The sequence below is a fragment of the Paracidovorax sp. genome (assembly GCF_057642795.1).
On sequence record NZ_JBXYZY010000021.1, the window covers coordinates 280,728 to 303,357 of the forward strand.

Below are 22,630 nucleotides of genomic sequence, written 5' to 3' on the forward strand. Positions count from 1 at the left end.
GGGGGTTGGTTGAAGGGGTTCCCTGAGTTTTTGGGCTGTTGACTTTTGAGTGCTTTACTTCTATGAGGTCGTAAAAAATCCCCTTTCGGGGATCATTGTTTGAAGCCAAAAATATCTTCTATTTCTTCAATTGTTGGATTACTTGGGTGATCCTCTGGAACCCCTGCTTTTTTCATTTTCTCAACAAGAATTTGAGAGTTGTATTCTTTGAATGTCTCAAAAAATGCTGTTTTTCTCTTCAAATTTCTATGAAAATTGAATTGCTGTGGGTTAGTAAGAACATACAGCAACAGCCCTTTAATATCATTGATTTGTGGTGCTTGTGGGACTTCTAACACTTGCAAAACTAATGGACTGGTGTTGAATATCTTAATGAAGCAGAGTTTTTCAAGTTGATTTAAATAGGTGGTTATGTCGCCTTTGTTTATTCCAATATCTTTTGCTAAACCTGTCTTGGAAATTTCACTATGAACACCAACAAGACCATTTTTATAAGTCACCTTACAAGCAAGGTGAACCATAATTTGGAAAAGAATAGTCTTTGGTCTGCTGATTAAAATTAGTTCTTGATAGACTTTTTTGTTGAGTGTGAAGTAATCAAGTTCTTTTTCTTGGTTATTGACATTTGATTTATTGTTTATTATATTTAATGACATAGGACACCTTTTTTTGTTATGGTTTGGTCACTATTCATTAAAACAGGTTATCCAAAAAAATCAAGCCCCAGAAATGGGGCTTAATTTTTATCCGATCAGGAAGATCATTCGCTATACGAAATCCTGCCTGTTTCACTAATGCTAATAATTTTTTTCTTCTGTAATGTCTCAATGATTTTATTTCTGTCGGCATCAGAAATTCCACCTTGAAACTGGAACATGGCATTGATTGAGTTAATCAAGCCGTCTTTCTTTGTTGGGCGAAGTTTGTTAATTCGTTCCGCAACATAGGTAGTCAATTCGGAAGAGTTCGATCCAGTAGTGGGGCGCTGTTGAGGGTATTCCTCTTCCTCTTGCTTTCTTCCTAACTGGATCAAAAGCTGTGCTAAACGAAATTTGTCTCTATAACTCAAACTTTCAACGGCTTTCGCTATTTCTTCATACTTCATGTTCTTCTCCTAAGGTTGATAAAAGTTAAGTGGTCAGTTCAAGCAATAATTTTAAAAGCTCTTCTTTCTCTTCACTGCTGATAGTTGCCTGTTGTTGCTTTTTCTTCAACTGGTTCAGTCTTTTAATATTATTGACATCATCCATAATTGGACTGAAATAGTGTTTGTTCGTAATGTCTGGATTGTCATGTCCAAAGGTTCTCAATGCACCTTGTTGGGTGTCTGTGGACATGAGCCTTGTTCTTACATGAAGCTCGTCAAATTTACGAACTGACGAAAAACCAAGAATATTTGCCACCAACAATGAATTATCATTTGCTTTGGACAATGTTCTTGAAATTGCTGTTTTTCTAAAATCGTGAAACCTCAAATCGAAACCATGCTTCTTCACTTGGGCATGAAAAATTCGATCAAAACCCATAATGGTATAAGTGAAGAAATTCCCTTTCTCATTCTTTGGTTTGAGTGTGGCAATATATTCTTGTGCTCCTTTTGTCAGGTAGACCTTTCTTGGTTTACCTGATTTCGTATGAATGAGTTGAATATAATTTTCTTTAACCTGATCTTTTTTGAGTGTAATAACCTCACTTCTTCGCATTGAAGTGAGTAAAGACAGGTTTGAAATTTGGAAAAGCTCAGGATTTGAATATTCTTTGAATGCTGTAAAAATTTTGTCCAGCATTTGATCGGAAATAACTCCTTCTCTTTTCAGTGAGTTATTTTTAAGCAAGTCGCGATCATATTCACGACAAGGATTGCGAAGTTCAACAATAGAGTCCAGTTCGGAAAAATACTTTGCCTTATTGAAGACATTGGAAATCTGTGTGATTTCTCTTTGAATTGAAATTGGCTTCAATCCAAGTCGCTTTCTTGACTTGATATAATTATTAAGGTCAATGGGAGTTATTTTCCGAATGTCGTATTTTCCGAAATACTTATAAACTGGATCTTCAGGGTTGCCAACACCCATGTCTACTTTTTCTTGATAGGTAAGCGACCTATCAAGAATAGAGGTTCCTAAAATAATATTGAAAAATGCCACAGTGCTGGCATGGTTCCTTTTTTGAAGTTCTGTTTCTCGTGGTTTGGTATCAATATAGTCACGAATGTAGAGCTTCACAAAATATTCAAAGGAAAAATTGTTCCTGTTTTCCTTATCTTCACGATATTTTTCTTCTTCTGTTTTTTCAACAGAATAAATGAGCCTCTTACCTTGAACAGTTTTTGAGAGTGCTAAATACTCTTTTGCTTCGTTCAAATTATCAAAAACTCTGCTTCGTTGACCTTTGAAGTTCTTGCGAGTGATACGAACACGAAAGGCAGTTCCAACAGAGCCATCCTTCCTGTTCCACTGGATTTCTTGAATACCTCTGGGGGTGGTGCTGGCCATCTGGAACCTCTAAAATTTGGCTGTTCTATTGGCACATTTTACAGCGATCAACCAACTTTTGGTAGTGGTTGACTCGGTTCTGAAAAGTCAGTTTGTCATTGTAAATCAATGACTTAGGAGAGAAAAATGACAGAAACAATTTATTTGGCTGGCGGTTGTTTTTGGTGCACGGAAGCCGTTTTCGACCGCGTGCGCGGCGTGACCGACGTGGAGAGCGGCTATGCCAACGGCCAGGTGCCTTCGCCGACCTATGAGCAGGTCTGCACGGGCCAGACCGGCCATGCGGAGGTGGTGAAGCTCACGTTCGATCCGCAGGTGATCGGCGTGCGCGAGATCCTCGAGATCTTCTTCGGCACCCATGACCCGACCACGCTCAACCGCCAGGGCAACGACGTGGGCACGCAGTACCGCAGCGGCATCTACCTCACCGACCCGGCCCACCGTGCCGTGGCCGAAGAGCTGATCGCCCGCATGAATGACGAGCAGCTCTTCGGGGCGCCCGTGGTGACCGAAGTGCAGCCGCTTGAAAGCTACTGGCCGGCCGAGGATTACCACCAGGATTACTACCTCCAGCATCCCAACCAGGGCTACTGCGCCTTCGTGGTGGGGCCGAAGGTGGCCAAGTTCCGTAAGACCTTCACCCAGCATCTCAAGCCCGAAGCGGGCTGAGCCGCATCGCCGCGGCATCAGCGCGGGGGCACGTCACGCGTGCGTGGGTCAGCCAGAGGCGGGGCCTGGCATGGCGTTGGGGCCAATGAGGCGCTTTTGAGAGGCAAGGCTTGCCGCATAATGCAACCCGTTTGCGTTATCGGCACATTTGTTTCAGGGCGGCCTGCTGGCTGCCCAGCCCTTCGCCATGCCTCGCGTCATTGCCCCCACCCCCTCTGCCGGCCCGGCGCTCCCCCCCGGCCTGCGATCCACCCGCGCTACCCGCGCGACGCTGGCGCTGTTGACGCGGCAGCCCGGCATCGCGCTGTCCGAAGCCGAGGTGGAGGCCGCGCTGACCGGTGCCGGCGTGGCCGTCAACCGCGTGACGGTGTACCGGCTGCTCGACCGCCTGGCCGGCGCAGGCCTGCTGCGCCGCCAGGTGGATGCCCAGCGCGTGGCGCGCTACGCCCTGGCGCAACAAGAGGAGCGCAGCGACGGCCTGCCGCGCTTCGAGTGCGACGACTGCCACCGGCAGTTCCGGCTGTCCGAAGGCTCGCAGCGGCTGCAGAACGCCACGCGGCAGGTGCTCAAGGCGCTGGCCTCCGCCGGCCATGAGGATCTGGCGGTGGACATCGCTGTGCGCGGGCGCTGCGCCGGCTGCGCTCACCCCTCCGAAGGAGCGGGCGCGTGATCGCGACCCAGGGCCTCGCCTTCCAGCACGCCGGCGCTGCCGCTGCGCTTCACTTTCCCGATGTGCGGGTGCCGCAGGGGGGGCGGTTGCTGCTGCGCGGCGACTCTGGCGCAGGCAAGTCCACCTGGCTGGCCCTGGTGGGCGGGCTGCGCAGGGCGTCCGAGGGGCTGCTGGAGGTGGCGGGCACGCCGCTGCACCTTCTGACGGGTGGCGCCGCACTCGACGCATGGCGTGCGCGTACCGTCGGCTTTCTGCCGCAGCGCCTGCATTTGAGTGCCGCGCTCACGGTGTAACAGAACCTGGCGCTGCCCTATCTGGCGGCGGGATTGGCGTGCGACGATGCGGCCATCGCCGCCACGCTGCAGCGTCTGGGCCTGGACCCGGCCCTGGCCGGCCGCCGACCGCACCAGCTATCGGGCGGGCAGGCGCAGCGCGTGGCGGTTGCGCGCGCTGTGCTGCTCTCGCCTCGCTTGCTGCTGGCCGATGAGCCGACGGCCAGCCTGGACGATGCCTCAGCCTCTGCGTCGCTGGCCCTGCTGCATTCCACCGCACGCAGTTGTGGCGCCACCCTCGTGGTGGCCACGCACGATGCGCGCGCCGCCCAGTGGATCATGGCGCTGGAAGGAGCGCAGTCCCTGCAGCTGGGCCAGCCCAGTCCCAGGAGCGAAACAGCTCCAGAGCCCTTTTCAGAAGGGCGTATGTTGCTATGAAAACTGCAGCAACCGTGGCTGCGTTGGCTTGGCGCTATCTCTGGGCAAGGCCGCTGCAAACCGTTCTCAACCTGTTGCTGCTGGCCCTGGGCCTGGCGGTGGTCACGCTGGTGCTACTGGTGGGCACCCAGATTGACCGAGGCTTCGAACGCGACGTGCAGGGCATCGACCTGGTGGTGGGCGCCAAGGGCAGCCCATTGCAGCTCATCCTGGCCGGCGTGTTCCATATCGACGTGCCGCCGGGCAACATCGCCCTGGTCGATTTCCAGAAACTGCGGAGCAATCCGCTGGTGGCGCAGGCCATCCCCTTGAGCCTGGGCGACAGCTTCCGCGGTTACCGCATCGTAGGCACCACACCCGAATACCCTGCGCACTACGGTGCCACGCTGGCCCAGGGCACGCTGTGGCAGGGGCCCCTGCAAGCCGTGCTGGGCGCGGGCGTGGCCCAGGCGATGGTGGAGGAGGGCGACGCGCAGCAGGGGGCGCTCATCGGCCTGCGTTTCGTGGGCACGCACGGGCTGGGCAGTGGCGGACACGAGCATGGTGACCATCCTTACACGGTGGCCGGCGTGATGGCGCCGTGCAACTGCGTGCTGGATCGGCTGGTGCTCACCTCCCTCGAATCCGTCTGGCAGGTGCATGAGCACGCCCAGGCCGATGACCCCGAGGATCTGGCCGAACTGCGCGAAGAACGCGAAGTCACGCTGGCCCTGGTGCGCTACCGCAGCCCGCTGGCCGCCGTAACCCTGCCGCGCGCGATCAATTCCGGCACGCCCATGCAGGCCGCAGCGCCTGCCGTGGAAATCACCCGGCTGGTGCGCCTGCTGGGCGTGGGCGCCGACGTGCTGCGCGCCCTGGGCGCAGTTCTGCTCGGCGTGGCGGCGCTCAGCGTGTTCATGGCGCTCTGGAATGCGGTGCGCGAACGCCGTGCCGACATGGCCCTGCTGCGCCTGCTGGGCGCACCGCCCCGGCGCTTGGCAGGCCTGCTGCTGGCCGAAGCCCTGTGGCTGGCGCTGCTGGCCTCGGCCATCGGGTTGGCTCTGGGCCACGGGCTGGCGGCGCTCGCTGGACAGATGCTGCGCGCGCAGGGCTCTCTGCCCGTCAGTGGCGCGCTGTGGCTACCCCAGGAGTGGGCCGTGCCCGCGCTGGCCTGCGCCGTGGCCTGCCTGGCGGCACTACTGCCCGTGGTGCGCGCCTACCAGACCGACGTGGCCGACTTGCTGGCCCAGCCTTGATGCATCACCTGGTCGATCACCCGCTGTCCCAACCGTTTTCCGGCAACTTCACAGAAAGGCATTCCATGAAGCGTTTTTTCTCCACCCTGGCCCTCGTTCCCTTGCTGAGCCTCGTCGTGATCTCCGGCGTGCAAGCCCACAGCGCCGATGAAGACAAGGCCGACGCCGAGCGCCATCGCGCCATGGCCGCAGCCCATGAAGCCGCAGCCAAGTGCCTGGAGTCCGGCAAGGGGCATGAGCAATGTATGAAAGAGCTGCAGACAGCCTGCAAAGGCCTGGCCATCGGCAAGTTCTGCGGCATGAAGCACCAGCACTGACCCCCTTGTTTTTTTACGAAGACCGTCATCAAGACGGACTAGCATCGCGCCCCTTCATGCGTTCCACCCGCTTCTTCGACATTACCCGCACGGCCTGCCTGCCCGCTGCGGCGCTGGCCTGCGCGCTCTGGGCGACACCGTGGGCGGCCGTGGCACAGCCAGCGGCGGCCGGAACGGCCGTGCTGTCCTCGCCGCTCGGGGGGGGCGCGGTGCCGGGCGGGCAGGGGGCGGGCTTTCACAGCCCGCAAAGCCCGATCAAGCCGCTACCGCAGCGCAGCGACGTGGTCCCCTGGTCCAGCCTGACCGACCTGACCAAGAAAACCCTGCGCACCCGCATCGAGCCCGTGTTCACCGATGCGCAGAAGGCCATGAACGGCACGGTGCGCCGCGTGCAGGGCTTCATGGTGCCCATGGACACCAAGCCTGGGCAGAAGCACTTCCTGCTGACCTCGGTACCGCTGACCTGTCCCTTCTGCATTCCCGGCGGCCCCGAAAGCATGATCGAGGTGAAGGCGCGCACGCCGGTGCGCTATTCGCTCGAGCCCGTCGTCGTCGAGGGCCGCTTCCAGACACTGCAGGACGACCAGTACGGTCTTTTCTATCGCATGGTCGATGCGAAGCAGGTGGACTGAGTCAGTCCTGCGCCTGCCGTCACCCATCGAGCCGCCCGCATGTCCAAGCGCCTTCCCCTTCACGCCCACGCCGCCCTCTGGTGGCTGGCGATGTGCCTGGTGCTGGTGCCCGCTTTGGGCCATATGCACCAAATGCTGCATGGGCCGGCATTCCGCGCAGCGGTGGGCGCCACGGCCCTGCCAGGCCCTGATGACGCGGGCCTTGCCAGTCTCCCCAGCGAGGGGAGCCTGGACCACGCCCACGGCACGGTGGCGCGCCTCTTCGGCGGCCACTCCGGCAAGTCGTGCGATCTGCTGGACCCGCTGCTCTTCGGCGCATTCCTGTTGCCGGCGCCGCTGCTCTTGCCTGCGCAGGGCTTCGCCCCCCAGCCGGAGGCCCGATCCTTCCAGTCAGCCGGCATCAAGACACAACGCGCCTTCCTGGCGCGCGCACCGCCCGTGAGCGAACTCGCCTGAAAGCGCAGCGGCCCGCCTGGCGGGCTGCGCATTGCGCTCGCGGCAGCTCTTCCTTTCCTTCCGTTTTCGTTCTCCCGCTGGCCGCGCGCAGGCTGGGCGCCCCCTGTTGCTTACGCCGCGGGGGCGACTGCCTCGCGGCGGCTCATCGGGATTGCGTTGAACGTGCGCGTGCGTCGGTCTTCTTTCTTTTTGCTTTTCCCATGAACTCCTCCCAATCCACCCCCTCGGGCTCCTCGCGCCACTTCCAGGCCCTGCATCCGCTCACCTGCGCCGTGCTGCTGCTGGTGGCCTGCCAGGCCCGTGCACAGACGGCACCCGCCGGCGCCCCGGCGGCCCGGCTATCCGAAGTGACGGTCACCGGCAACCCGCTGGGCTCCGACACGGTGGTGACGCCCGCCGCCCAGCTGTCGGGCGATGACCTCACGCTGCGCACCCAATCCACCCTGGGCCAGACGCTGGACGGCCTGCCCGGCGTGAGCAGCACCTATTTCGGCCCCAACGCCAGCCGGCCCATCATCCGCGGCCTGGACGGCGACCGCATCCGCGTGCTGCAGAACAGCGGCGCCACGCTGGATGCCTCGGCCCTGAGCTTCGACCACGCCGTGCCCGCCGAGGCGCTGAGCACCGAGTGCATCGAAGTGCTGCGCGGCCCGGCTGCGCTGCTCTATGGCGGCAGCGCGGTGGGCGGCGTGGTGAACGTGATCGACAACCGCATCCCGCGTGAGCCGCTCAACGGCGTCAACGGCAAGGTCGAGGCCTCGGGCGCTACCGGCAACGGCGAGCGCGCCGGCGCCGCGATGTTGGAAGGGGGCAATGACCGTTTCGCCGTGCATGCCGACGTGTTCGACCGCAACACCGACGACGTGCGCGTGCCCAAGGACCTGGACTGCACCAAGCCCGGCTCGCCCGCCCAGGCGCGCCGCATCTGCAACTCCGCCAGCCACACGCGCGGCGGTGCCGTGGGCGGCACGGCCTTCTTCGACCGCGGCTACCTGGGCCTGTCGGCCAGCACCTACCGCAGCGACTACGGCACGGTGGCCGAGGACGACGTGACCATCGGCATGCGCTCCAACCGCTACGCGCTGGACGGCCTCTGGCGCTTCGACGGGGGGCCGCTGCAGAGCGTGCGCGTACAGGCCAGCCACACCAACTACCGCCACACCGAATTCGAAGGCGGCGCACCGGGCACCACCTTCCGCAACGCGGGCAACGACCTGCGCATCGAGGCGCGGCATGCCCCCATCGGCCCGCTGCAAGGCGTGGTCGGCCTGCAGACCGAAGCCTCGCGCTTCTCCGCCGTGGGCGAGGAAGCCTTCGCGCCGCGCAGCCGCAGCCGCAGTACCGCGCTCTTCGTGCACGAAGAGCTGGGCACGAACTGGGGCAAGATGACCTTCGGCGCCCGCACCGAGCGCGACACGGTCGAATCCTTCGGCATCGACGGCATGGACCGCTTCGCCACCGGCAAGCACGACTTCAACCCCTACAGCGCCGCCGTGGGCGCCCTGGTGAACCTCACGCCGGCCTGGCAACTGACCTCCAACCTCTCCTATACGCAGCGCGCGCCCAAGGACTACGAGCTGTTCGCCAACGGCCCGCACGTGGCCACGGCGGCGTGGGAGACTGGCAACCCCAACCTGGGCCTGGAGAAATCCACCAGCCTGGATCTGGGCGCAGCCTGGAAGAGCGGCCCGCACCGCTTCGCCGTGACTGGCTTCGTAAGCCAGTTCTCCAACTACATCGGCCTCGCGCCCACGGGGGTGTCGCGCGACGAGGATGGCAATGCCGTGCCGGTCGGCACCGCCGACTCACTGCCCGAGTACCTCTACCAGGGCATGCGCGCCCGCTTCTACGGCCTGGAAGCCAGCGGCAACGTGCGCCTGGTGGGCGACAGCGGCCTGATCGCGCCGGCATCCCGCCTGTTGGGGGGCGGCTCCACGCTGGACCTGCAGATGCGCGGCGACCTCGTGCGCGCCAGCAATCGCGACACGGGCCAGCCGCTGCCGCGCATTTCGCCGCTGCGCCTGGGCAGCACGCTGCTGTGGGCGAGCGGCCCGTGGCGTGCTGGCCTGGGCTTTGACTTCTTGGCCGCCCAGAACCGCGTGCCCGACGACGGCACACGCGCCACCAGCGCCTACACGCTGTGGAACGCCTCGCTGGGCTATCGCACGCAATGGCAGTTCGGCGCGACCCGCAGCAGCGTGCTCTGGTATGCACGCCTGGACAACATCACCGACAAGCTGGCCTACACCCCCACCTCCATCCTGACGACCACGGCCTACCCGAAGGCGCCCCTGCCGGGCCGCAGCCTGAAGGTGGGCGTGAAGGTGGACTTCTGATGTGAAACACGGGCGGGCTCGCCATGCCCGCCCGGCCGCACCGGCCGTTCCTAGCGGGCCGCCAAAGCCCCCGTTGAGTCGACACAGAGGTGCTCTGCATGCGCCTGCAAGGGCAGGGCGTGCTACGGGCCTCCGGCTCCCGCCGGTGGCCCGGGGCGGCGGATAATCGCCCACCTGTCCGCCACGCCTGTGCTGCGGGTTTCGCCTTCCGCCCGCTTCCGCCTTTGAACTCCCCCGTCTTCTCCTCCCTCATCCCGGTGCTGCTGGGCATCGGCGTCGGCTTCGGCGCAGCCCGCATCGGCTGGGTGCGCGCCGCAGCCATCAAGGACCTGTCGAACATCGTGTTCCTGGTGCTCACGCCGGCGCTGCTGTTTCGCACCATGGCCGGCGTGCGTGTGCAGGACCTGGACTTCCAGCCGGTGGGCCTGTATTTCCTCGCCAGCGGCCTGCTGTTTGTGGGCACCATGGCCTTCTGCGGCTTTTCCACGCGGGCGGCGGCGCGGGGCCTGGCCCACATGTTCAGCAACACGCTGATGATCGGCGTGCCGCTGATCGGGCTGCTCTACGGCCAGGCCGGACTGGTCACGCTGCTGACGCTGATCTCGCTGCATTCGCTGATCCTGCTGACCGGCGCCACCATCGTCTTCGAACTGGCCGAGGCGCGCGAGCAGCAACGTGCCGGCTTGGCGGCGCCGCGCCCCATGGCGTGGACGGTACTGCTGGCGGTGAAGAACGGCATCATCCACCCGGTGCCGCTGCCCATCCTGGCGGGCCTGTTGCTGGCGCAGACCGGCCTGCACTTGCCCGAGGTGGTGGACAGGCCCCTGCAGGTGTTGGGCTCCGCGCTCGGTCCCATCGCGCTGCTGCTGGTCGGCATCACGCTGGCCTACAGCCGCATCGGGGCGCACTGGCGCGCAGCACTGGGCATTGCGCTGGTCAAGAACCTGGTGCACCCGATGCTGGTCTTCGCGCTGGCCTGGGCGCTGGGCTTGAGCGGCACATCGGTGGCCGTGATGTTCGCGGTGGCGACCCTGCCGGTGGGGGCCAACGTGTTCCTCTTCACCCAGCGCTACGGCGTGATGCAGGACGAGGTCTCCTCCAGCATCGCCATATCCACCGGGCTTGCGCTGCTTACGCTGCCGCTGGTACTGGCGGCCACGCGCTGGCTGCCGCACTGAGCAGCAGCAGGCAAATCGGCAAGGTCAGGGCGCCAGGCGTTCGCGCACCCATGCGCCGGCTTCGAGGCGATAGTGCAGCCGGTCGTGCAGCCGGCTCTTGCGACCCTGCCAGAACTCCCATTGCTCGGGCTTGAGGCGGTAGCCGCCCCAGTGCGGCGGCCGCGGCGGATTGAGCAAAAACTGGGCGCCGTAGCGCGCCGCATTAGCGACCAGCACGCCGCGGCCGGAAATCACCTGGCTCTGCGGGCTGGCCCAGGCGCCGATGCGCGAATCCAGCGGCCGGCTGGCGAAATAGGCATCGCTTTCCTCGTCGCTCACCTTTTCCACCGTGCCTTCGATGCGGACCACGCGTTCAAGCTCCACCCAGTGGAACTGCAGCGCGGCGAAGGGGTTGCCCGCCAGCTGGCGGCCCTTGCGGCTGTCGTAATTGGTGTACCAGACGATGCCGCGCTCATCGTAGCCCTTGATGAGCACCACGCGGGTACTGGGGCGCAGGTCCGCGCCCACAGTGGCCAAGGTCATGGCATTGGGCTCGGGAATCTGGGAGGCCACCGCCTCGTTCAGCCACTGGTCGAACTGGTGCAGCGGATCGGTGTGGGAGGCGTCTTCGCTGAGCTCGGCGCGCTCGTAGCTCTTGCGCAGGTCGGCGACGGCGGACGACAGCGGAGCAGGGGAGGGGGAAGAAGAGGAGGGAGGGCTGGCAGTCATGCGGGGATTGTGCCCGCATGACCCCTGCCCGGGCGCGCCCCGATGGCGCGCGGCAGGCTTACTTGGCAGCCTGGATCACGGCGCAAGCGAGGCGCGCGCCGGAATTGCCCGTGGGCTGGGTCACGTAGTCGTCGGCATTGGCATGCACGATGAGGCCTCGGCCGACGATGTCGGTCACGCCGCTGCCCACGGTGAAGCTGCGCGTCTCGAACGAGAAACGTGCCACACCGTTCGCGTCGGCCACCAGGCTGGGCAGGTCGCCCGTGTGGTGGTCGCCATGGCCGAAGTGGCCGTGCGGCTTACCCGTGGGGTTGAAGTGGCCGCCGGCGCTGTTGCCGTCGCCGCTGGAGCAGTCGCCCTTTTCATGGACGTGGAAGCCATGCTCCGTACCGGGCTTGAGGCCGCGCACCTCGCCCGTCACGCGGACCAGGTCGCCCTGCTGCACGAAGCGCACGTCGCCCGTGGTCTGATTGCCACGCGTCGGCTGAAGCTGCGCAGTGGCTGCGGGGCTCGCGGCCATGCTGGCGCAGCCGGCGAGGGCTGCGGCGCCGAGGCCGAGCAGGAAGAGGCGGGAAGTCGATCGCATGGAATGGCTCCTGGGTGTGATGTGCGACGCGCATCATCCACCATCAATGAGGCCGCGCCACGTCGGACGGAGCCGATGGGTGCTCAGTCGGGACGTTGGTCGCCCCCCGGACGCGGCGCCAGCGCCAGCAGGCGGCCCAGCGCCTGGTCGTCGATGCCCAGGCGCTGCAGCTCGTCGTAAGTGGCCCGGGCGTAGTCGAGCGTCGTGCCGTAGATGCCGGCCGCCTCGCTGAAGATGCGCCGGTATTCGGCATCGGGCAGCACGCCCGCATGGCTGGGGCTGCGGCGCGAGAGGGTGAAGGCCAGCGCACGCACGGGACCCTGCGGCGTCTGGCAGGTGACCCAGCGCGGGTCATAGACGCCCAGCACCATCTCGCGCTGCCAGAGCGGCGGCATGATTTGCGGCACGAGCTTGCGTTCGATGCGGTAGGCCATGCCCTGGCAGCTGCCGCCCGAGAGCATGCCGAAGACCAGGCCCGGGCATTCCGGCGTACCCCGGTTCACGCGGCTCCACATCTTCAGTGCCCGGTGCCAGCCATGCACCTTGGCCGCGCGCCGTTCGGCGTACTCGAAGTCGGGGCGCCAGATCAGGGAGCCGTAGCCGAAAATCCAGAGGTCCGTGGCGCCCCCCCACTCGGCCAGCGTCGCATCGAGCATCGGAGCGGGATCGCGCACGGGGGCGGCTGTCGAAGGCATGGGGAGACTCTACAATTTGCGGGTTTTGTCCAACCCATCATTATTTACGGAGTTTTCAGCATGTCCTTCAGCAGTTCCGACGACGATAGCCAGCAACGTTTCGCCCTTGGGCTCGTGTTCGTGCTGATCGCCCTGGTGGTGAGCTCCGTGGTCGGCGTCACCGTGTACAAGCAGCGCAGCCAGGCCCGTGCGGAACCCGCCGCCGTGGTGGAAGAGCCTGCTGGCACCCCGGTCGTGGCGGTGAACGACGAAGTCGCCCGCGTGGTGGTCGATGGCGCCGTGGTGCGCTTTTACTTCGCCACGGGCAGCGCCGCCGTGGCGCCCGAAGCCCAGGCCGCCTTGGCCGACATCGCGCGCGCCGTATCCAACGGGCGCTCGGTCATCGTGTCCGGCTTCCATGACGCAACCGGCGACGCCGCCACCAACGAAGAACTGGCCAAGCAACGCGCCCTGGCCGTGCGCGACGCAATGGTGGCCGCCGGCGTGCCCCAAGAGAAGATCGAGCTGCGCAAGCCCCAAGTCACCCAGGCCGATGGCAACAACGCTGAAGCCCGCCGTGTTGAAGTGACGCTGGCGCCGGTCTGATCCGCTCTGGCGGCCAAAGCCACTGCGCCGCCTTGGCAGGCCCGAATGAAAGCCCGGTTCGCCGGGCTTTTTTTGTGGGCGGCCGCAACCCGAGGTTCGACATAGAAAACCGCAAGTTGCGCTGCGCGCTTAGCGGATGGCACAGCGGGGGCAGCCATTGCCCCAGAAGTTCGATGTCAGAGCGACGGCGGTGGAGCCTGCAGCACAAGACCCCAAGGGCGCAAGACGACGGAACTCAGGTGCTTTCGCGCACCACCAGCTCATAGCTCAGCTCGACACAGTCCGGCCCCGGGGCCCCGCCGCGCATGCGGCGCAGCAGCATGGCGGCGCCTTCACGGCCGACTTCGGCGCGGGGCGTGCGCACGGTCGTCAGCGGCGGCACCATTTGGTCGCTGCCCGCCAGGTCGTTGAAGCCGGCCACCGCGATCTGTCCCGGCACCGCCACGCCCAGCCGGCTGGCGGCCAGCAGGCCGCCCTGGGCGATGTCATCGTTGCAAAAGAAGATGGCGTCCACGTCGGGCAGGCGGTGCAGCACGTCCTCGAACAGCCGCGCGCCCAGGGCGATGGACGAGCTCTCGGGGCTCAGCACCTCCAGCGCCGGGTCATGCAGGCCCGCTTCGCGCAAGGTGCGGCGATAGCCTTCGGCGCGCTGCAGCGTGCGCGGGTCCAGCTGCGCCGCGCAGAAGGCGATGCGGCGCCGACCGCGCTCCAGCAGGTGGCGGGTGATGGCCGCGCCCGCATCGGTCTGGGAAAAACCCACGCAGGCCACGCCGGGCTCGCCGCTGGTTTCCATCAGATGCACGCAGGGCACGCCGCTGCGCGCGATGAGCTGGCGGGCCGCCTCGCTGCGGTCGAAGCCGGTGACGAGCAGGCCCGCCGGGCGATGTGGCAGGTAGGTGCGCAGCAGGAGCTCCTCTTCGGCTGCGTCGTAATGGGTCACGCCGATCAGCGGCTGAAAACCTTGGGGGAACAGCGTGCGGTGCACGGCTTCGAGCAGATCGACGAACAGGGTGTTCGACAGCATGGGCACCAGCACCAGCACCTGACTGCTGCGCTGAGAGGCAAGGGCGCGTGCCGCGGGGTCAGGCACGTAGCCCAGCTGCTCGGCGGCGGCGCGCGCGCGTTCTGCCAGTTCAGGCGCGACGGCGCGTTCTCCGCGCAGCGCTCGGGACACGGTGATGGGGCTCACGCCCGCTGCACGGGCCACGTCCTGCAAGGTGACTCGGCCGGTGGCGCGGCGGCGTTCGCGGGGAGGCTGATCGTTCATCGGGGAGGGGAAATCCGGGTGTAAACCCTAGCAGCTAGGCCCTGCAGTATGAAATAGGATAGCGCTATCCAAGCCGACTCGGGTGTTTTTGGCACCCCTAGGCCGGTGGCATCGGGGCTCTGGCAGCCCTTTTTTGCATGCGATGAAGATAGCGCTATCCCAAGGAGAAGAATGATGGAGACACGAACCGAGCCCGCCTGGCTGGTGGTCATGGGCGTATCCGGCTGCGGCAAATCCAGCCTGGGGCAGGCGTTGGCGGCCGACCTGGGCCTGCCGCTGATCGAAGGCGACGACTTCCACCCCGAAGCCAACATCCGCAAGATGCAGAGCGGCACGCCGCTCAACGACCAGGACCGCGCGGGCTGGCTGATCCGGCTGGGCGAGGAACTGGCTTCGCGCTCCGGCGGCGCCGTGCTCACCTGTTCAGCGCTGAAGCGCGCCTACCGCGACCGCCTTCGCGCTGCGGTGCCGGGCCTGCGCTTCGTCTTCATGCAGATTGACAAATCAGAGGCCCTGGCCCGCGTGCAGGCCCGCTCGGCGGTCCACATCTTTCCCGCCAGCTTGGTGGACAGCCAGTTCCAGACTCTGGAGTCGCCCGTGGGCGAACCCGGCGTGCTGTCCGTGCCCGCCACCTCGCCGCTGGCGCAGTCAGCCGCCTCGGTACGTGCCTGGCTACAGACCGAACCGGCGGCAAGCGCGGCGGCGCCCCCCGTGCAGCCCTGAGCGCTCCCTGGCCCAGCGGCGGTGCGGGCGAGCCCATCCATTCCAACGACGGAGACACCATGACGACAACATCCTCCTCATCACCCTCTTGCACAGCGGCTGCATCGGGCCGCGTGCCCGGCCGGCGCTGGCGCATCGGCGGCCTGCTGGGCGTGGGCGTGCTGGTCAACTACTTCGACCGGCTCAGCCTGTCGGTGGCGGCACCCCAGATCCAGGCCGAATTCCACCTTTCACCGGAGCAGATCGGTTTCTTTCTCTCGGCCTTCTTCTGGACCTATGCGCTGCTGCAGGTGCCCGCCGGCATGCTGCTGGACCGCTACGGACCCACGCGCATCGGCCGTTGGGGCGCCCTGGCCTGGGGCGTCGCCTCCACGCTGACGGCACTGGCCGGCGGCTGGGGCGGCATCTTCATCGCGCGCATGCTGCTGGGCATCGCCGAGGCGCCGGGCTTCATGGTGAGCTCCAAGGCCACCGGCTACTGGTTCCCGCGCGGCGAGCGGGCACTGGCCACCGCCATCTTCGATGCGGCGGCCAAGTTCTCGAACGTGATCGGCGTGCCGCTAGTGGCCTTCGTGGTCGTGGGCTTCGGCTGGCGCTGGGGCTTCGGGATCTGCGCGGCGCTGAGCTTCGCGTATTTCTTCGCCTTCTTGGCTATCTACCGCGACCCGAGCAAGGATGACAAGCTCACCGACGCCGAGCACCGCTACATCGTCGAAGGCGGCGCCACGCCCGAAGGCGCGCCCGCGGGCGGCACCAGCGGCATGCTGGGCTACCTGCTGCGCCAGCCCAAGGTCTGGGGCCTGATGCTGGGCTTCGCGGCCTACGGCTATTCGTTCTACCTGTTCCTGACGTGGTTGCCGGGCTATCTGGTGCAGACCATGCACATGAGCATCATCAAGTCGGCGGGCTTTGCGGCCATTCCGTGGATGGTGGCGACGCTCACCGACCTGTTCGTGGGCGGCTGGCTCATCGACCACCTGATCGCCAAGGGCCATTCCGAATCCAAGGTGCGCAAGACCGTGCTGGTCTGCGGCATGGTGATGGGCCTGGCCGTCTTCGGCGCCACGCAGACCACCGACCCGGTCTGGGCCATCGTGTGGATCTCCATCGCGCTGGGCGGGCTGGCGGCTGCGGCGCCGGTGGGCTGGTCGCTGCCCTCGCTGATCGCTCCCAAGGGCGGGGTGGGCACCGTGGGCGGACTGATGAACTTCGGCAACAACCTGATGGGCGCTGCCGCTCCCATCGCCACCGGTCTGATCGTGGGCGCCACTGGCTCGTTCGTGAACGCCTTCCTGCTCGCAGGCGCGATCCTGCTAGTCGGCATCGTCGCGTTCGTGTTCCTGATGGGGCGCATCGAACCGATCGCCGAACCCGGAGTCTGAGAGTCTGACGGCCACTCATCCCACGCCCGCGTGTCCTCCCGGTTGGTAGGATACGGAACAGCCGCCCCTCGCGAGGCGGCTCTTTTCTTGAAGCCCCACGCCATGACCACCCTGCACCCCACCGTTCACGCCGTCACCGAGCGCATCCGTGAGAAGAGCCGCAGCACGCGCTCGGCCTACCTGCAACAGATCGACAAGCTGGGTTCCCGCGACCGGGGCGCCGACCGCATGGGATGCGCCAACGTGGCCCATGCCTTCGCCGGCATGCCCCAGAACGACAAGCTGCGCGTGGTGGCGGCCAAGGCGCCCAACATCGGCATCGTCAACGCCTACAACGACATGCTCTCGGCCCATGCGCCGCTGCAGCATTACCCCGACCTCATCAAAGACGAGGCACGCAAGCACGGCGCCACGGCCCAGGTAGCCGGCGGCGTGCCCGCGATGTGCGATGGCGTGACCCAGGGCACGCCCGGCATGGAGCTCAGCCTCTTCAGCCGCGACGTGATCGCCATGGCCACGGCGGTGTCGCTGAGCCACGATGTGTACGACGCCGCGCTGATGCTGGGCGTGTGCGACAAGATCGTGCCGGGCCTGCTGATCGGCGCGCTGCAGTTCGGCTACCTGCCCACCGTCTTCGTGCCAGCCGGCCCGATGACCTCGGGCCTGTCGAACAACGCCAAGGCCAAGGTGCGCGAGCAGGCCGCCCAGGGCCTGGTAGGCCGGGCCGAGCTGCTCGAGGCCGAATCCGCGGCCTATCACAGCGAAGGCACCTGCACTTTCTACGGCACGGCCAACAGCAACCAGATGCTGCTGGAAGCCATGGGCCTGCACGTGCCCGGAACCGCCTTCATCAACCCCGGCCAGGAGCTGCGCCAGGAACTGACCCGCGAGGCCGCCCGCACCGTGCTGGCCCAGAGTTGCACGCCCATCGGCAAGCTGGTCGATGAACGCACCATCGTCAACGCCATGGTGGCCCTGCTGGCCACCGGCGGCTCCACCAACCATCTGATCCACTGGGTGGCGGTGGCGCGCGCGGCAGGTATCGTGATCGACTGGGACGACTTCGCCCAGCTCTCGCACGCCGTGCCGCTGCTGGCCCGCGTCTATCCCAACGGCAGCGCCGACGTGAACCAGTTCCAGGCAGCGGGCGGCCCCGGCTACGTGCTGCGCGAGCTGCTCGATGCCGGCCTGATGCACGAGGACGTGCTCACCGTGCGCGCCGGCGGCATCCGCGAATACACCCGCCTGCCCGGCCAAGCTGAAGGGCAGGGCGGGGCAGGGCGCCTGGCCTGGACCGATATCGACGCCAGCGGCGACGACAGCGTGCTGCGCCCGGCCACCGACCCGTTCAGCGCCACGGGCGGCCTCAAGCTGCTGCAGGGCAACCTGGGGCGCAGCGTCATCAAGGTCTCGGCCGTGCCAGAAGACCGCCACATCATCGAGGCGCCGGCGGCCGTGTTTGGCTCTCAGGCCGAGCTGCAGGCCGCCTTCCAGGCCGGCGAGCTGGACCGCGACGTGATCTGCGTTGTGCGCTGGCAGGGCCCGCAGGCCAACGGCATGCCCGAACTGCACAAGCTCACCCCTCCGCTGGCCGTGCTGCAGGGCAAGGGTTACCGCGTGGCCCTGGTCACCGACGGCCGCATGAGCGGCGCCTCGGGCAAGGTGCCCGCCGCCATCCACGTCTCGCCCGAAGCCCATGCCGGCGGCCCGCTGGCGCGGGTGCAGAGCGGCGACGTCATCCGACTGGACGCCGTCGCCGGCACGCTTGAAGTCCTGATTGATGCGGATGTCTGGAACGGCCGCACGCCCGCGGTGATGCCCACAGTCCAGGGCTTGGACAATGCCCATGGAATGGGCCGTGAACTGTTTGCCGGATTCCGGCGCAACGCGCTCAGCGCAGAAGAAGGAGCCTGCTCGTGGCTGTGAACGTGAATGGACAGAATGCCGTATTGACCGCGCACGACGTCATGCGCGATGCGCCGGTCATCCCGGTCATCGTGCTCAATGACGTGGCCCACGCCGTGCCCATGGCCCGCGCGCTGGTGGCCGGTGGCATCCGCATGCTCGAAGTGACGCTGCGCACGCCCCAGGCCCTGGCTTGCATGGAAGCCATTGCCCGCGAGGTGCCCGAGGCCGTCGTCGGCGCCGGCACCGTGCGCAGCGCGGCCGATGCACAAGCCGCCGCCCGCGCTGGCGCCCGCTTTGCCGTGAGCCCCGGCTTCACGCCCGCCGTGGGACGCGCCTGCCGCGATCTGAACCTACCCCTGCTGCCTGGAGTGGCGACGGGCAGCGAAATCATGATGGCGCAGGAGGAGGGCTTCAGCGCGCTCAAGTTCTTCCCCGCCGTGCAGGCCGGCGGCCTCGCCATGCTCAAGGCCTGGCAGGGTCCCTTCGGCGACGTGGTGTTCTGCCCCACGGGCGGCATCCAGCCCAGCAATGCGGCTGACTTCCTGGCACTCGGCAACGTGGCTTGCGTGGGGGGCTCCTGGCTGGTGCCAGCAGATGCGCTGGCCGCCGGTGACTGGGCCCGGATCACCGAACTGGCCCGCGACGCAGCAGCCCTGCGCAAAGCTTAGTGATGGCCCAGGCATCGCCTCCAAAATCTGGAAGGCGATGCCTCATCGCGGCATTTCTCCGGTCGATTGATTGACTGCACACCCCATGAAAACCATCGACGAGATGCTGAACCTGGAACTGCTCACCCCCGAGCAGCACGGCCAGATCGACGCCTGGATCGCCCAGGCCGGCTCCCCCGAAGAGATCCTGCAGATGCCCGCGCCGCTCTGGCAGGCCGTCGAACGTGCAAGCCAGGCGATGGGCGTCAACGAAGACCTGCTGCGTCCACCCTCGCTGGATGCCGGCATGCCCCTGTAATCGCTCTCACCAATGACCTCCCTGACGATCCGTCCCGCGACCCGCGAAGACATCCCCACCATCCTGCACTTCGTGCGCGAACTGGCCATCTACGAAAAGGCCGAACACGAAATGCAGTCCACGAGCGCCCATCTGGAGCGCACGATGTTCTGCGAGAACCCCGCCGTCTTTGGCCTCATCTGCCTGGACGGCGACACGCCCGTGGGCTTCGCGGTCTATTTCTTCAACTACTCCACCTGGCAAGGCCGCCACGGCCTCTACCTGGAAGACCTCTATGTCTCGCCCGAATGCCGGGGCAGGGGAGCGGGCAAGGCCTTGCTGCAGCACCTGGCGGCCATCGCCGTGGAGAAGGACTGCGGTCGCTTTGAGTGGAGCGTGCTCGACTGGAATGCGCCTTCCATCGCCTTCTACGACAGCCTGGGTGCCAAGCCGCAGTCGGAATGGATCCGGTATCGAATGACGGGGCAGGCGCTCGAAGACCTGGCGGCCTCGGCACCGCAAGACCGGCCGGCAGCCGTCTGAAAGAACGCAAAAAAAGGGCTGAATCGCTACCCAGCCCTTGTAGTATCAGCGCATTACGCTATTCAAACGATAGCAGGCGCGGCGAATCCGGTCAGCGCAGGCCGGTGCCCGAGGACACGTCATCCTTGCGCTCGATCAGCTCGATCTTGTAGCCGTCCGGGTCCGTCACGAAGGCGATCACCGTCGTGCCGCCCTTGACCGGGCCGGCCTCGCGCGTCACGTTGCCGCCGGCGGCCTTGATCTTCTCGCAGGCTGCATAGGCATCAGGCACACCCAGGGCGATGTGGCCGTAGGCCGTGCCCATGTCGTAGCTTTCGGTGCCCCAGTTGTAGGTGAGTTCGATCTCGGCCTGGCCCGGGTTTCCGCCGTCGAATCCCAGGAACGCCAACGAGTACTTGTACTCGGGGTTCTCGGACGTGCGCAGCAGCTGCATGCCCAGGACCTTGGTATAGAAATCAATCGAGCGTTGAAGGTTGCCAACGCGCAGCATCGTGTGGAGGAATCTCATGCACTCATTGTGCCGCGATCGCAAAGACCGTTGCCGAGGACGGTCAGGCCGGGCACTGGAAAGAGGTCACTCGCAATGAGCGCCTTGACGACATCTGGAACCCCTCCTCAGCCTACACCTCAACTAGATACGATGTATATTATGTCAAATTATAAAATCCAGCGACATGGGCAAGCCAATGGATGACATGGGGATGCGCTGTTTCCAGCGGCACGACGAGAGCCACAAAGCGACCATTGCATGACCTCCTGGCTCAACCATTCTCCCGACCCCCACCATGTCCACCACCAAACCCGCCGCAGTGGCCCAGGCCGAGAAGAAGGTCGCCGCCGTTCTGGATGATCTCGAACAGACTACGGGCTCCGAAGTCCAGAAGCTGCAGCTCGAGGATGTCGTTGCATCCGATGCAGTGACCGGAAGGCCGCTGGTGCAAAAGGCTGTCGAGATCACGGTGCAACCTCGCCCGAGCCGTAAGTGGGCTCGCTGATCCGGGGGGTGACCCGGCCGATGAACGTCCGGAACGCGCTGCCCTGATTTGCCGCCACACCCGGTTTCTGGCGCAACGCCTCGCGCCTTCCCGGCGGCGCCGGACATCAAAATATTCCCTGCCAATCTGGCAGGCTGGCCTCTGGCTAGTGGCAACATGGCTCGCTGGCGCAGGTGCGGCGTTATGCCATGCCGCCCCCTTCATTCAACAAGAACCAGGAGACAACAACGCCATGCGTGCCCTTTCGTCCATGCCTCTCGCTCCACAACAACCGCAGCGTCGAGCGGTGCTCGGCGCCAGCCTCGCCGCCGCCTCCGGGCTGTTGCTACCCGCCTGGGCGTGCGCCCAGACCGCGTGGCCCAGCAAGCCCTTGCGGCTCGTCGTGCCGTTCGCGCCTGGGGGCAGCTCGGAAATCGTCGCCCGCGCGGCGGCTGCGGAAATCTCCAAGACGCTAGGTCAGAACGTCTTCGTGGACAACAAGCCCGGCGCGGCCGGCAACATTGCCATGCAGGAAGTGGCTGCGAGTACCGACGAGCACACCCTGATCCTGGGCCACATCGGCACGTTAGCCGTCAATCCATTCATCTTCCCGAAGCTGCCCTACGACGTGAACCGCGATTTCACGGCCATCACGCTGTTGTCGAAGGTGCCCAGCCTGTACGTCGTGCATCCCGATCTGCCGATCCGCAATCTGGCCGAGTTCATCACCTATGCGCGCAGCAAGCCAGGCCAGCTCAACTACGGCTCGGCTGGCAATGGGAGCGCGGGTCATCTGGCGTTCGAGTACCTGAAGATGGTGACCAACACCTTCATGCTGCACGTGCCTTATCGTGGCACCGGTCCCATGCTCACCGATCTGATGGCCGGGCGCCTGCAGGCGGCGGCCGTGGGCGCTCCCGCCCTGCTGCCCTTCATCAAGGCCGGCAAGCTGCGCTGTATCGCGACCGGAACGGCGCAACGCCTGCCGCAGATGCCCGATGTGCCCACGGTGGCAGAGCAAGGCTTCAAGGGTTTCGAGATGACGCAGTGGTACGGCCTGATGGTGCCGTCCAAGTGGGCCAAGCCGCATACCGCGAAGTTCGAGGCCGAAGCCGTGAAGGCCGCCCGCAGCACGGCGGTCAAGGACAAGCTGGCGCAGGAGACGGCGCTGGCCGTGGGCAATACCGGAGCAGAGTTCGACGCCTTCATCAAGGCAGAGCAGGCGCGTTGGAAGCCGGTCATCGATCGCGCGCAGATCAAGCCTGAAGGCATGGGCTGACGCGGAAATCCGTTCGCGGGCGAGGGCGGCCAGCACCCTCCCCCGCTGAAGTCAGCCCTTGGCCACGGATGGAGGGGATTGCGTGGGCAATGCGCCGGACGCCATGCCCGCCAATGCCTTGACGGCTTCGTCGCGCGATGCCCAGTGCTGGTCCGGCATGGGCAGGTTGTGGCCGTCCACCTGGGCCTGGGCAAAATAGTAGCGGCCATCGTCCTGCAGGCGAAGCAGTCCGGTGTAGGTCGCGCCGTCGGCCACGCCGAATACGGTTTCCTGCTGGCCTGCATAAGGGGACGGTGGAGGGGCGGAAGTCATGGCGAGGGCTCCTGAGTCGTCTGGG

The 22,630-nt window shown here is 64.5% G+C and carries 26 protein-coding genes and 1 pseudogene; 18 read left to right on the top strand and 9 right to left on the bottom strand.

The genetic code is table 11. The features are described 5' to 3' along the window. Positions 1-92 precede the first annotated feature (92 nt). From AC3A84_RS08165 to AC3A84_RS08175, 3 genes are all read right to left on the bottom strand, one after another. A complete protein-coding gene (locus AC3A84_RS08165) occupies positions 93-656 on the bottom strand; it encodes a hypothetical protein (RefSeq protein WP_487969101.1) in 564 nt (187 codons plus the stop codon). Positions 657-760: 104 nt separating this feature from the next. After that, positions 761-1,105 (bottom strand): hypothetical protein, encoded by a 345-nt coding sequence (locus AC3A84_RS08170; RefSeq protein WP_487969102.1) that lies wholly within the window; start codon positions 1,103-1,105, stop codon positions 761-763. 25 nt (positions 1,106-1,130) lie between these two features. Then, positions 1,131-2,495, bottom strand: coding sequence for a site-specific integrase (locus AC3A84_RS08175; RefSeq protein WP_487969103.1), 1,365 nt, complete (start codon positions 2,493-2,495; stop codon positions 1,131-1,133). Positions 2,496-2,621: 126 nt separating this feature from the next. On the opposite strand from AC3A84_RS08175, the gene msrA reads away from it, so the two are divergent. The 9 genes and pseudogenes from msrA to AC3A84_RS08220 all read left to right on the top strand — a co-directional run bounded on the left by msrA (position 2,622) and on the right by AC3A84_RS08220 (position 10,698). Then, the gene (gene msrA / locus AC3A84_RS08180) at positions 2,622-3,164 is read left to right on the top strand and encodes a peptide-methionine (S)-S-oxide reductase MsrA (RefSeq protein ID WP_487969104.1); all 543 of its coding nucleotides are present in this window, start codon (positions 2,622-2,624) and stop codon (positions 3,162-3,164) included. A gap of 187 nt (positions 3,165-3,351) precedes the next feature. Beyond that, positions 3,352-3,834: a Fur family transcriptional regulator gene (locus tag AC3A84_RS08185; RefSeq protein WP_487969105.1), complete on the top strand. Its 483-nt coding sequence runs from the start codon at positions 3,352-3,354 to the stop codon at positions 3,832-3,834. Beyond that, positions 3,831-4,544: pseudogene (locus tag AC3A84_RS08190) on the top strand (ATP-binding cassette domain-containing protein). Before AC3A84_RS08185 ends, AC3A84_RS08190 begins: the two are co-directional and overlap by 4 nt. Continuing rightward, positions 4,541-5,779, top strand: coding sequence for an FtsX-like permease family protein (locus tag AC3A84_RS08195; RefSeq protein WP_487969106.1), 1,239 nt, complete (start codon positions 4,541-4,543; stop codon positions 5,777-5,779). The pseudogene AC3A84_RS08190 and the gene AC3A84_RS08195 overlap by 4 nt, the downstream one beginning before the upstream one ends. 65 nt (positions 5,780-5,844) lie before the next feature. Then, positions 5,845-6,096, top strand: coding sequence for a hypothetical protein (locus AC3A84_RS08200; protein ID WP_487969107.1), 252 nt, complete (start codon positions 5,845-5,847; stop codon positions 6,094-6,096). Positions 6,097-6,152: 56 nt separating this feature from the next. Then, positions 6,153-6,728: a DUF3299 domain-containing protein gene (locus AC3A84_RS08205; RefSeq protein WP_487969108.1), complete on the top strand. Its 576-nt coding sequence runs from the start codon at positions 6,153-6,155 to the stop codon at positions 6,726-6,728. A gap of 39 nt (positions 6,729-6,767) precedes the next feature. Then, the gene (locus AC3A84_RS08210) at positions 6,768-7,184 is read left to right on the top strand and encodes a hypothetical protein (RefSeq protein WP_487969109.1); all 417 of its coding nucleotides are present in this window, start codon (positions 6,768-6,770) and stop codon (positions 7,182-7,184) included. A gap of 200 nt (positions 7,185-7,384) precedes the next feature. Further along, positions 7,385-9,520 carry a TonB-dependent receptor gene (locus AC3A84_RS08215; protein WP_487969110.1) on the top strand — a complete coding sequence of 712 codons (2,136 nt, stop codon included), beginning with the start codon at positions 7,385-7,387 and terminating at the stop codon, positions 9,518-9,520. A 224-nt stretch (positions 9,521-9,744) separates the two neighbouring features. After that, positions 9,745-10,698 (top strand): AEC family transporter, encoded by a 954-nt coding sequence (locus AC3A84_RS08220; RefSeq protein WP_487969111.1) that lies wholly within the window; start codon positions 9,745-9,747, stop codon positions 10,696-10,698. 24 nt (positions 10,699-10,722) lie between these two features. Here the strand turns inward: AC3A84_RS08220 and pdxH are convergent, their stop codons facing one another. The 3 genes from pdxH to AC3A84_RS08235 form a co-directional block, all read right to left on the bottom strand. After that, a complete protein-coding gene (pdxH, locus tag AC3A84_RS08225; protein ID WP_487969112.1) occupies positions 10,723-11,406 on the bottom strand; it encodes a pyridoxamine 5'-phosphate oxidase in 684 nt (227 codons plus the stop codon). A gap of 58 nt (positions 11,407-11,464) precedes the next feature. Further along, positions 11,465-11,992 (bottom strand): superoxide dismutase family protein, encoded by a 528-nt coding sequence (locus tag AC3A84_RS08230; RefSeq protein ID WP_487969113.1) that lies wholly within the window; start codon positions 11,990-11,992, stop codon positions 11,465-11,467. A gap of 83 nt (positions 11,993-12,075) precedes the next feature. Next, a complete protein-coding gene (locus AC3A84_RS08235; protein ID WP_487969114.1) occupies positions 12,076-12,687 on the bottom strand; it encodes a gamma-glutamylcyclotransferase in 612 nt (203 codons plus the stop codon). Positions 12,688-12,747: 60 nt separating this feature from the next. Here AC3A84_RS08235 and AC3A84_RS08240 point away from each other — a divergent pair, with 60 nt between their 5' ends. Further along, positions 12,748-13,272 carry an OmpA family protein gene (locus AC3A84_RS08240; RefSeq protein WP_487969115.1) on the top strand — a complete coding sequence of 175 codons (525 nt, stop codon included), beginning with the start codon at positions 12,748-12,750 and terminating at the stop codon, positions 13,270-13,272. A 235-nt stretch (positions 13,273-13,507) separates the two neighbouring features. On the opposite strand, the gene gntR is transcribed toward AC3A84_RS08240, so the two are convergent. Continuing rightward, the gene (gene gntR, locus AC3A84_RS08245; protein ID WP_487969116.1) at positions 13,508-14,539 is read right to left on the bottom strand and encodes an HTH-type transcriptional regulator GntR; all 1,032 of its coding nucleotides are present in this window, start codon (positions 14,537-14,539) and stop codon (positions 13,508-13,510) included. A gap of 174 nt (positions 14,540-14,713) precedes the next feature. Here gntR and AC3A84_RS08250 point away from each other — a divergent pair, with 174 nt between their 5' ends. The 6 genes from AC3A84_RS08250 to AC3A84_RS08275 all read left to right on the top strand — a co-directional run bounded on the left by AC3A84_RS08250 (position 14,714) and on the right by AC3A84_RS08275 (position 20,040). Beyond that, the gene (locus tag AC3A84_RS08250; protein WP_487969117.1) at positions 14,714-15,262 is read left to right on the top strand and encodes a gluconokinase; all 549 of its coding nucleotides are present in this window, start codon (positions 14,714-14,716) and stop codon (positions 15,260-15,262) included. A gap of 59 nt (positions 15,263-15,321) precedes the next feature. Then, entirely contained in the window at positions 15,322-16,644 is a 1,323-nt protein-coding gene (locus AC3A84_RS08255) for an MFS transporter (protein WP_487969118.1), read from the top strand. Between the two features lie 102 nt (positions 16,645-16,746). Beyond that, positions 16,747-18,570 carry a phosphogluconate dehydratase gene (gene edd / locus AC3A84_RS08260; RefSeq protein ID WP_487969119.1) on the top strand — a complete coding sequence of 608 codons (1,824 nt, stop codon included), beginning with the start codon at positions 16,747-16,749 and terminating at the stop codon, positions 18,568-18,570. Beyond that, positions 18,567-19,220, top strand: coding sequence for a bifunctional 4-hydroxy-2-oxoglutarate aldolase/2-dehydro-3-deoxy-phosphogluconate aldolase (eda, locus tag AC3A84_RS08265; RefSeq protein WP_487969320.1), 654 nt, complete (start codon positions 18,567-18,569; stop codon positions 19,218-19,220). Before edd ends, eda begins: the two co-directional genes overlap by 4 nt. 85 nt (positions 19,221-19,305) lie before the next feature. Further along, entirely contained in the window at positions 19,306-19,518 is a 213-nt protein-coding gene (locus tag AC3A84_RS08270) for a hypothetical protein (protein ID WP_092939414.1), read from the top strand. A 12-nt stretch (positions 19,519-19,530) separates the two neighbouring features. After that, a complete protein-coding gene (locus AC3A84_RS08275) occupies positions 19,531-20,040 on the top strand; it encodes an N-acetyltransferase family protein (protein ID WP_487969120.1) in 510 nt (169 codons plus the stop codon). A gap of 91 nt (positions 20,041-20,131) precedes the next feature. Here the strand turns inward: AC3A84_RS08275 and gloA are convergent, their stop codons facing one another. Beyond that, the gene (gene gloA, locus AC3A84_RS08280) at positions 20,132-20,548 is read right to left on the bottom strand and encodes a lactoylglutathione lyase (protein ID WP_343590355.1); all 417 of its coding nucleotides are present in this window, start codon (positions 20,546-20,548) and stop codon (positions 20,132-20,134) included. Positions 20,549-20,825: 277 nt separating this feature from the next. On the opposite strand from gloA, the gene AC3A84_RS08285 reads away from it, so the two are divergent. Continuing rightward, positions 20,826-21,035 (top strand): hypothetical protein, encoded by a 210-nt coding sequence (locus AC3A84_RS08285; protein WP_487969121.1) that lies wholly within the window; start codon positions 20,826-20,828, stop codon positions 21,033-21,035. A gap of 250 nt (positions 21,036-21,285) precedes the next feature. Beyond that, on the top strand, positions 21,286-22,293 hold the full coding sequence (locus AC3A84_RS08290; RefSeq protein WP_487969322.1) for a Bug family tripartite tricarboxylate transporter substrate binding protein: 1,008 nt from the start codon (positions 21,286-21,288) through the stop codon (positions 22,291-22,293). 51 nt (positions 22,294-22,344) lie between these two features. Here AC3A84_RS08290 and AC3A84_RS08295 read toward each other — a convergent pair whose 3' ends face one another. Further along, positions 22,345-22,605 (bottom strand): hypothetical protein, encoded by a 261-nt coding sequence (locus AC3A84_RS08295; protein WP_487969122.1) that lies wholly within the window; start codon positions 22,603-22,605, stop codon positions 22,345-22,347. Positions 22,606-22,630: the final 25 nt, after the last annotated feature.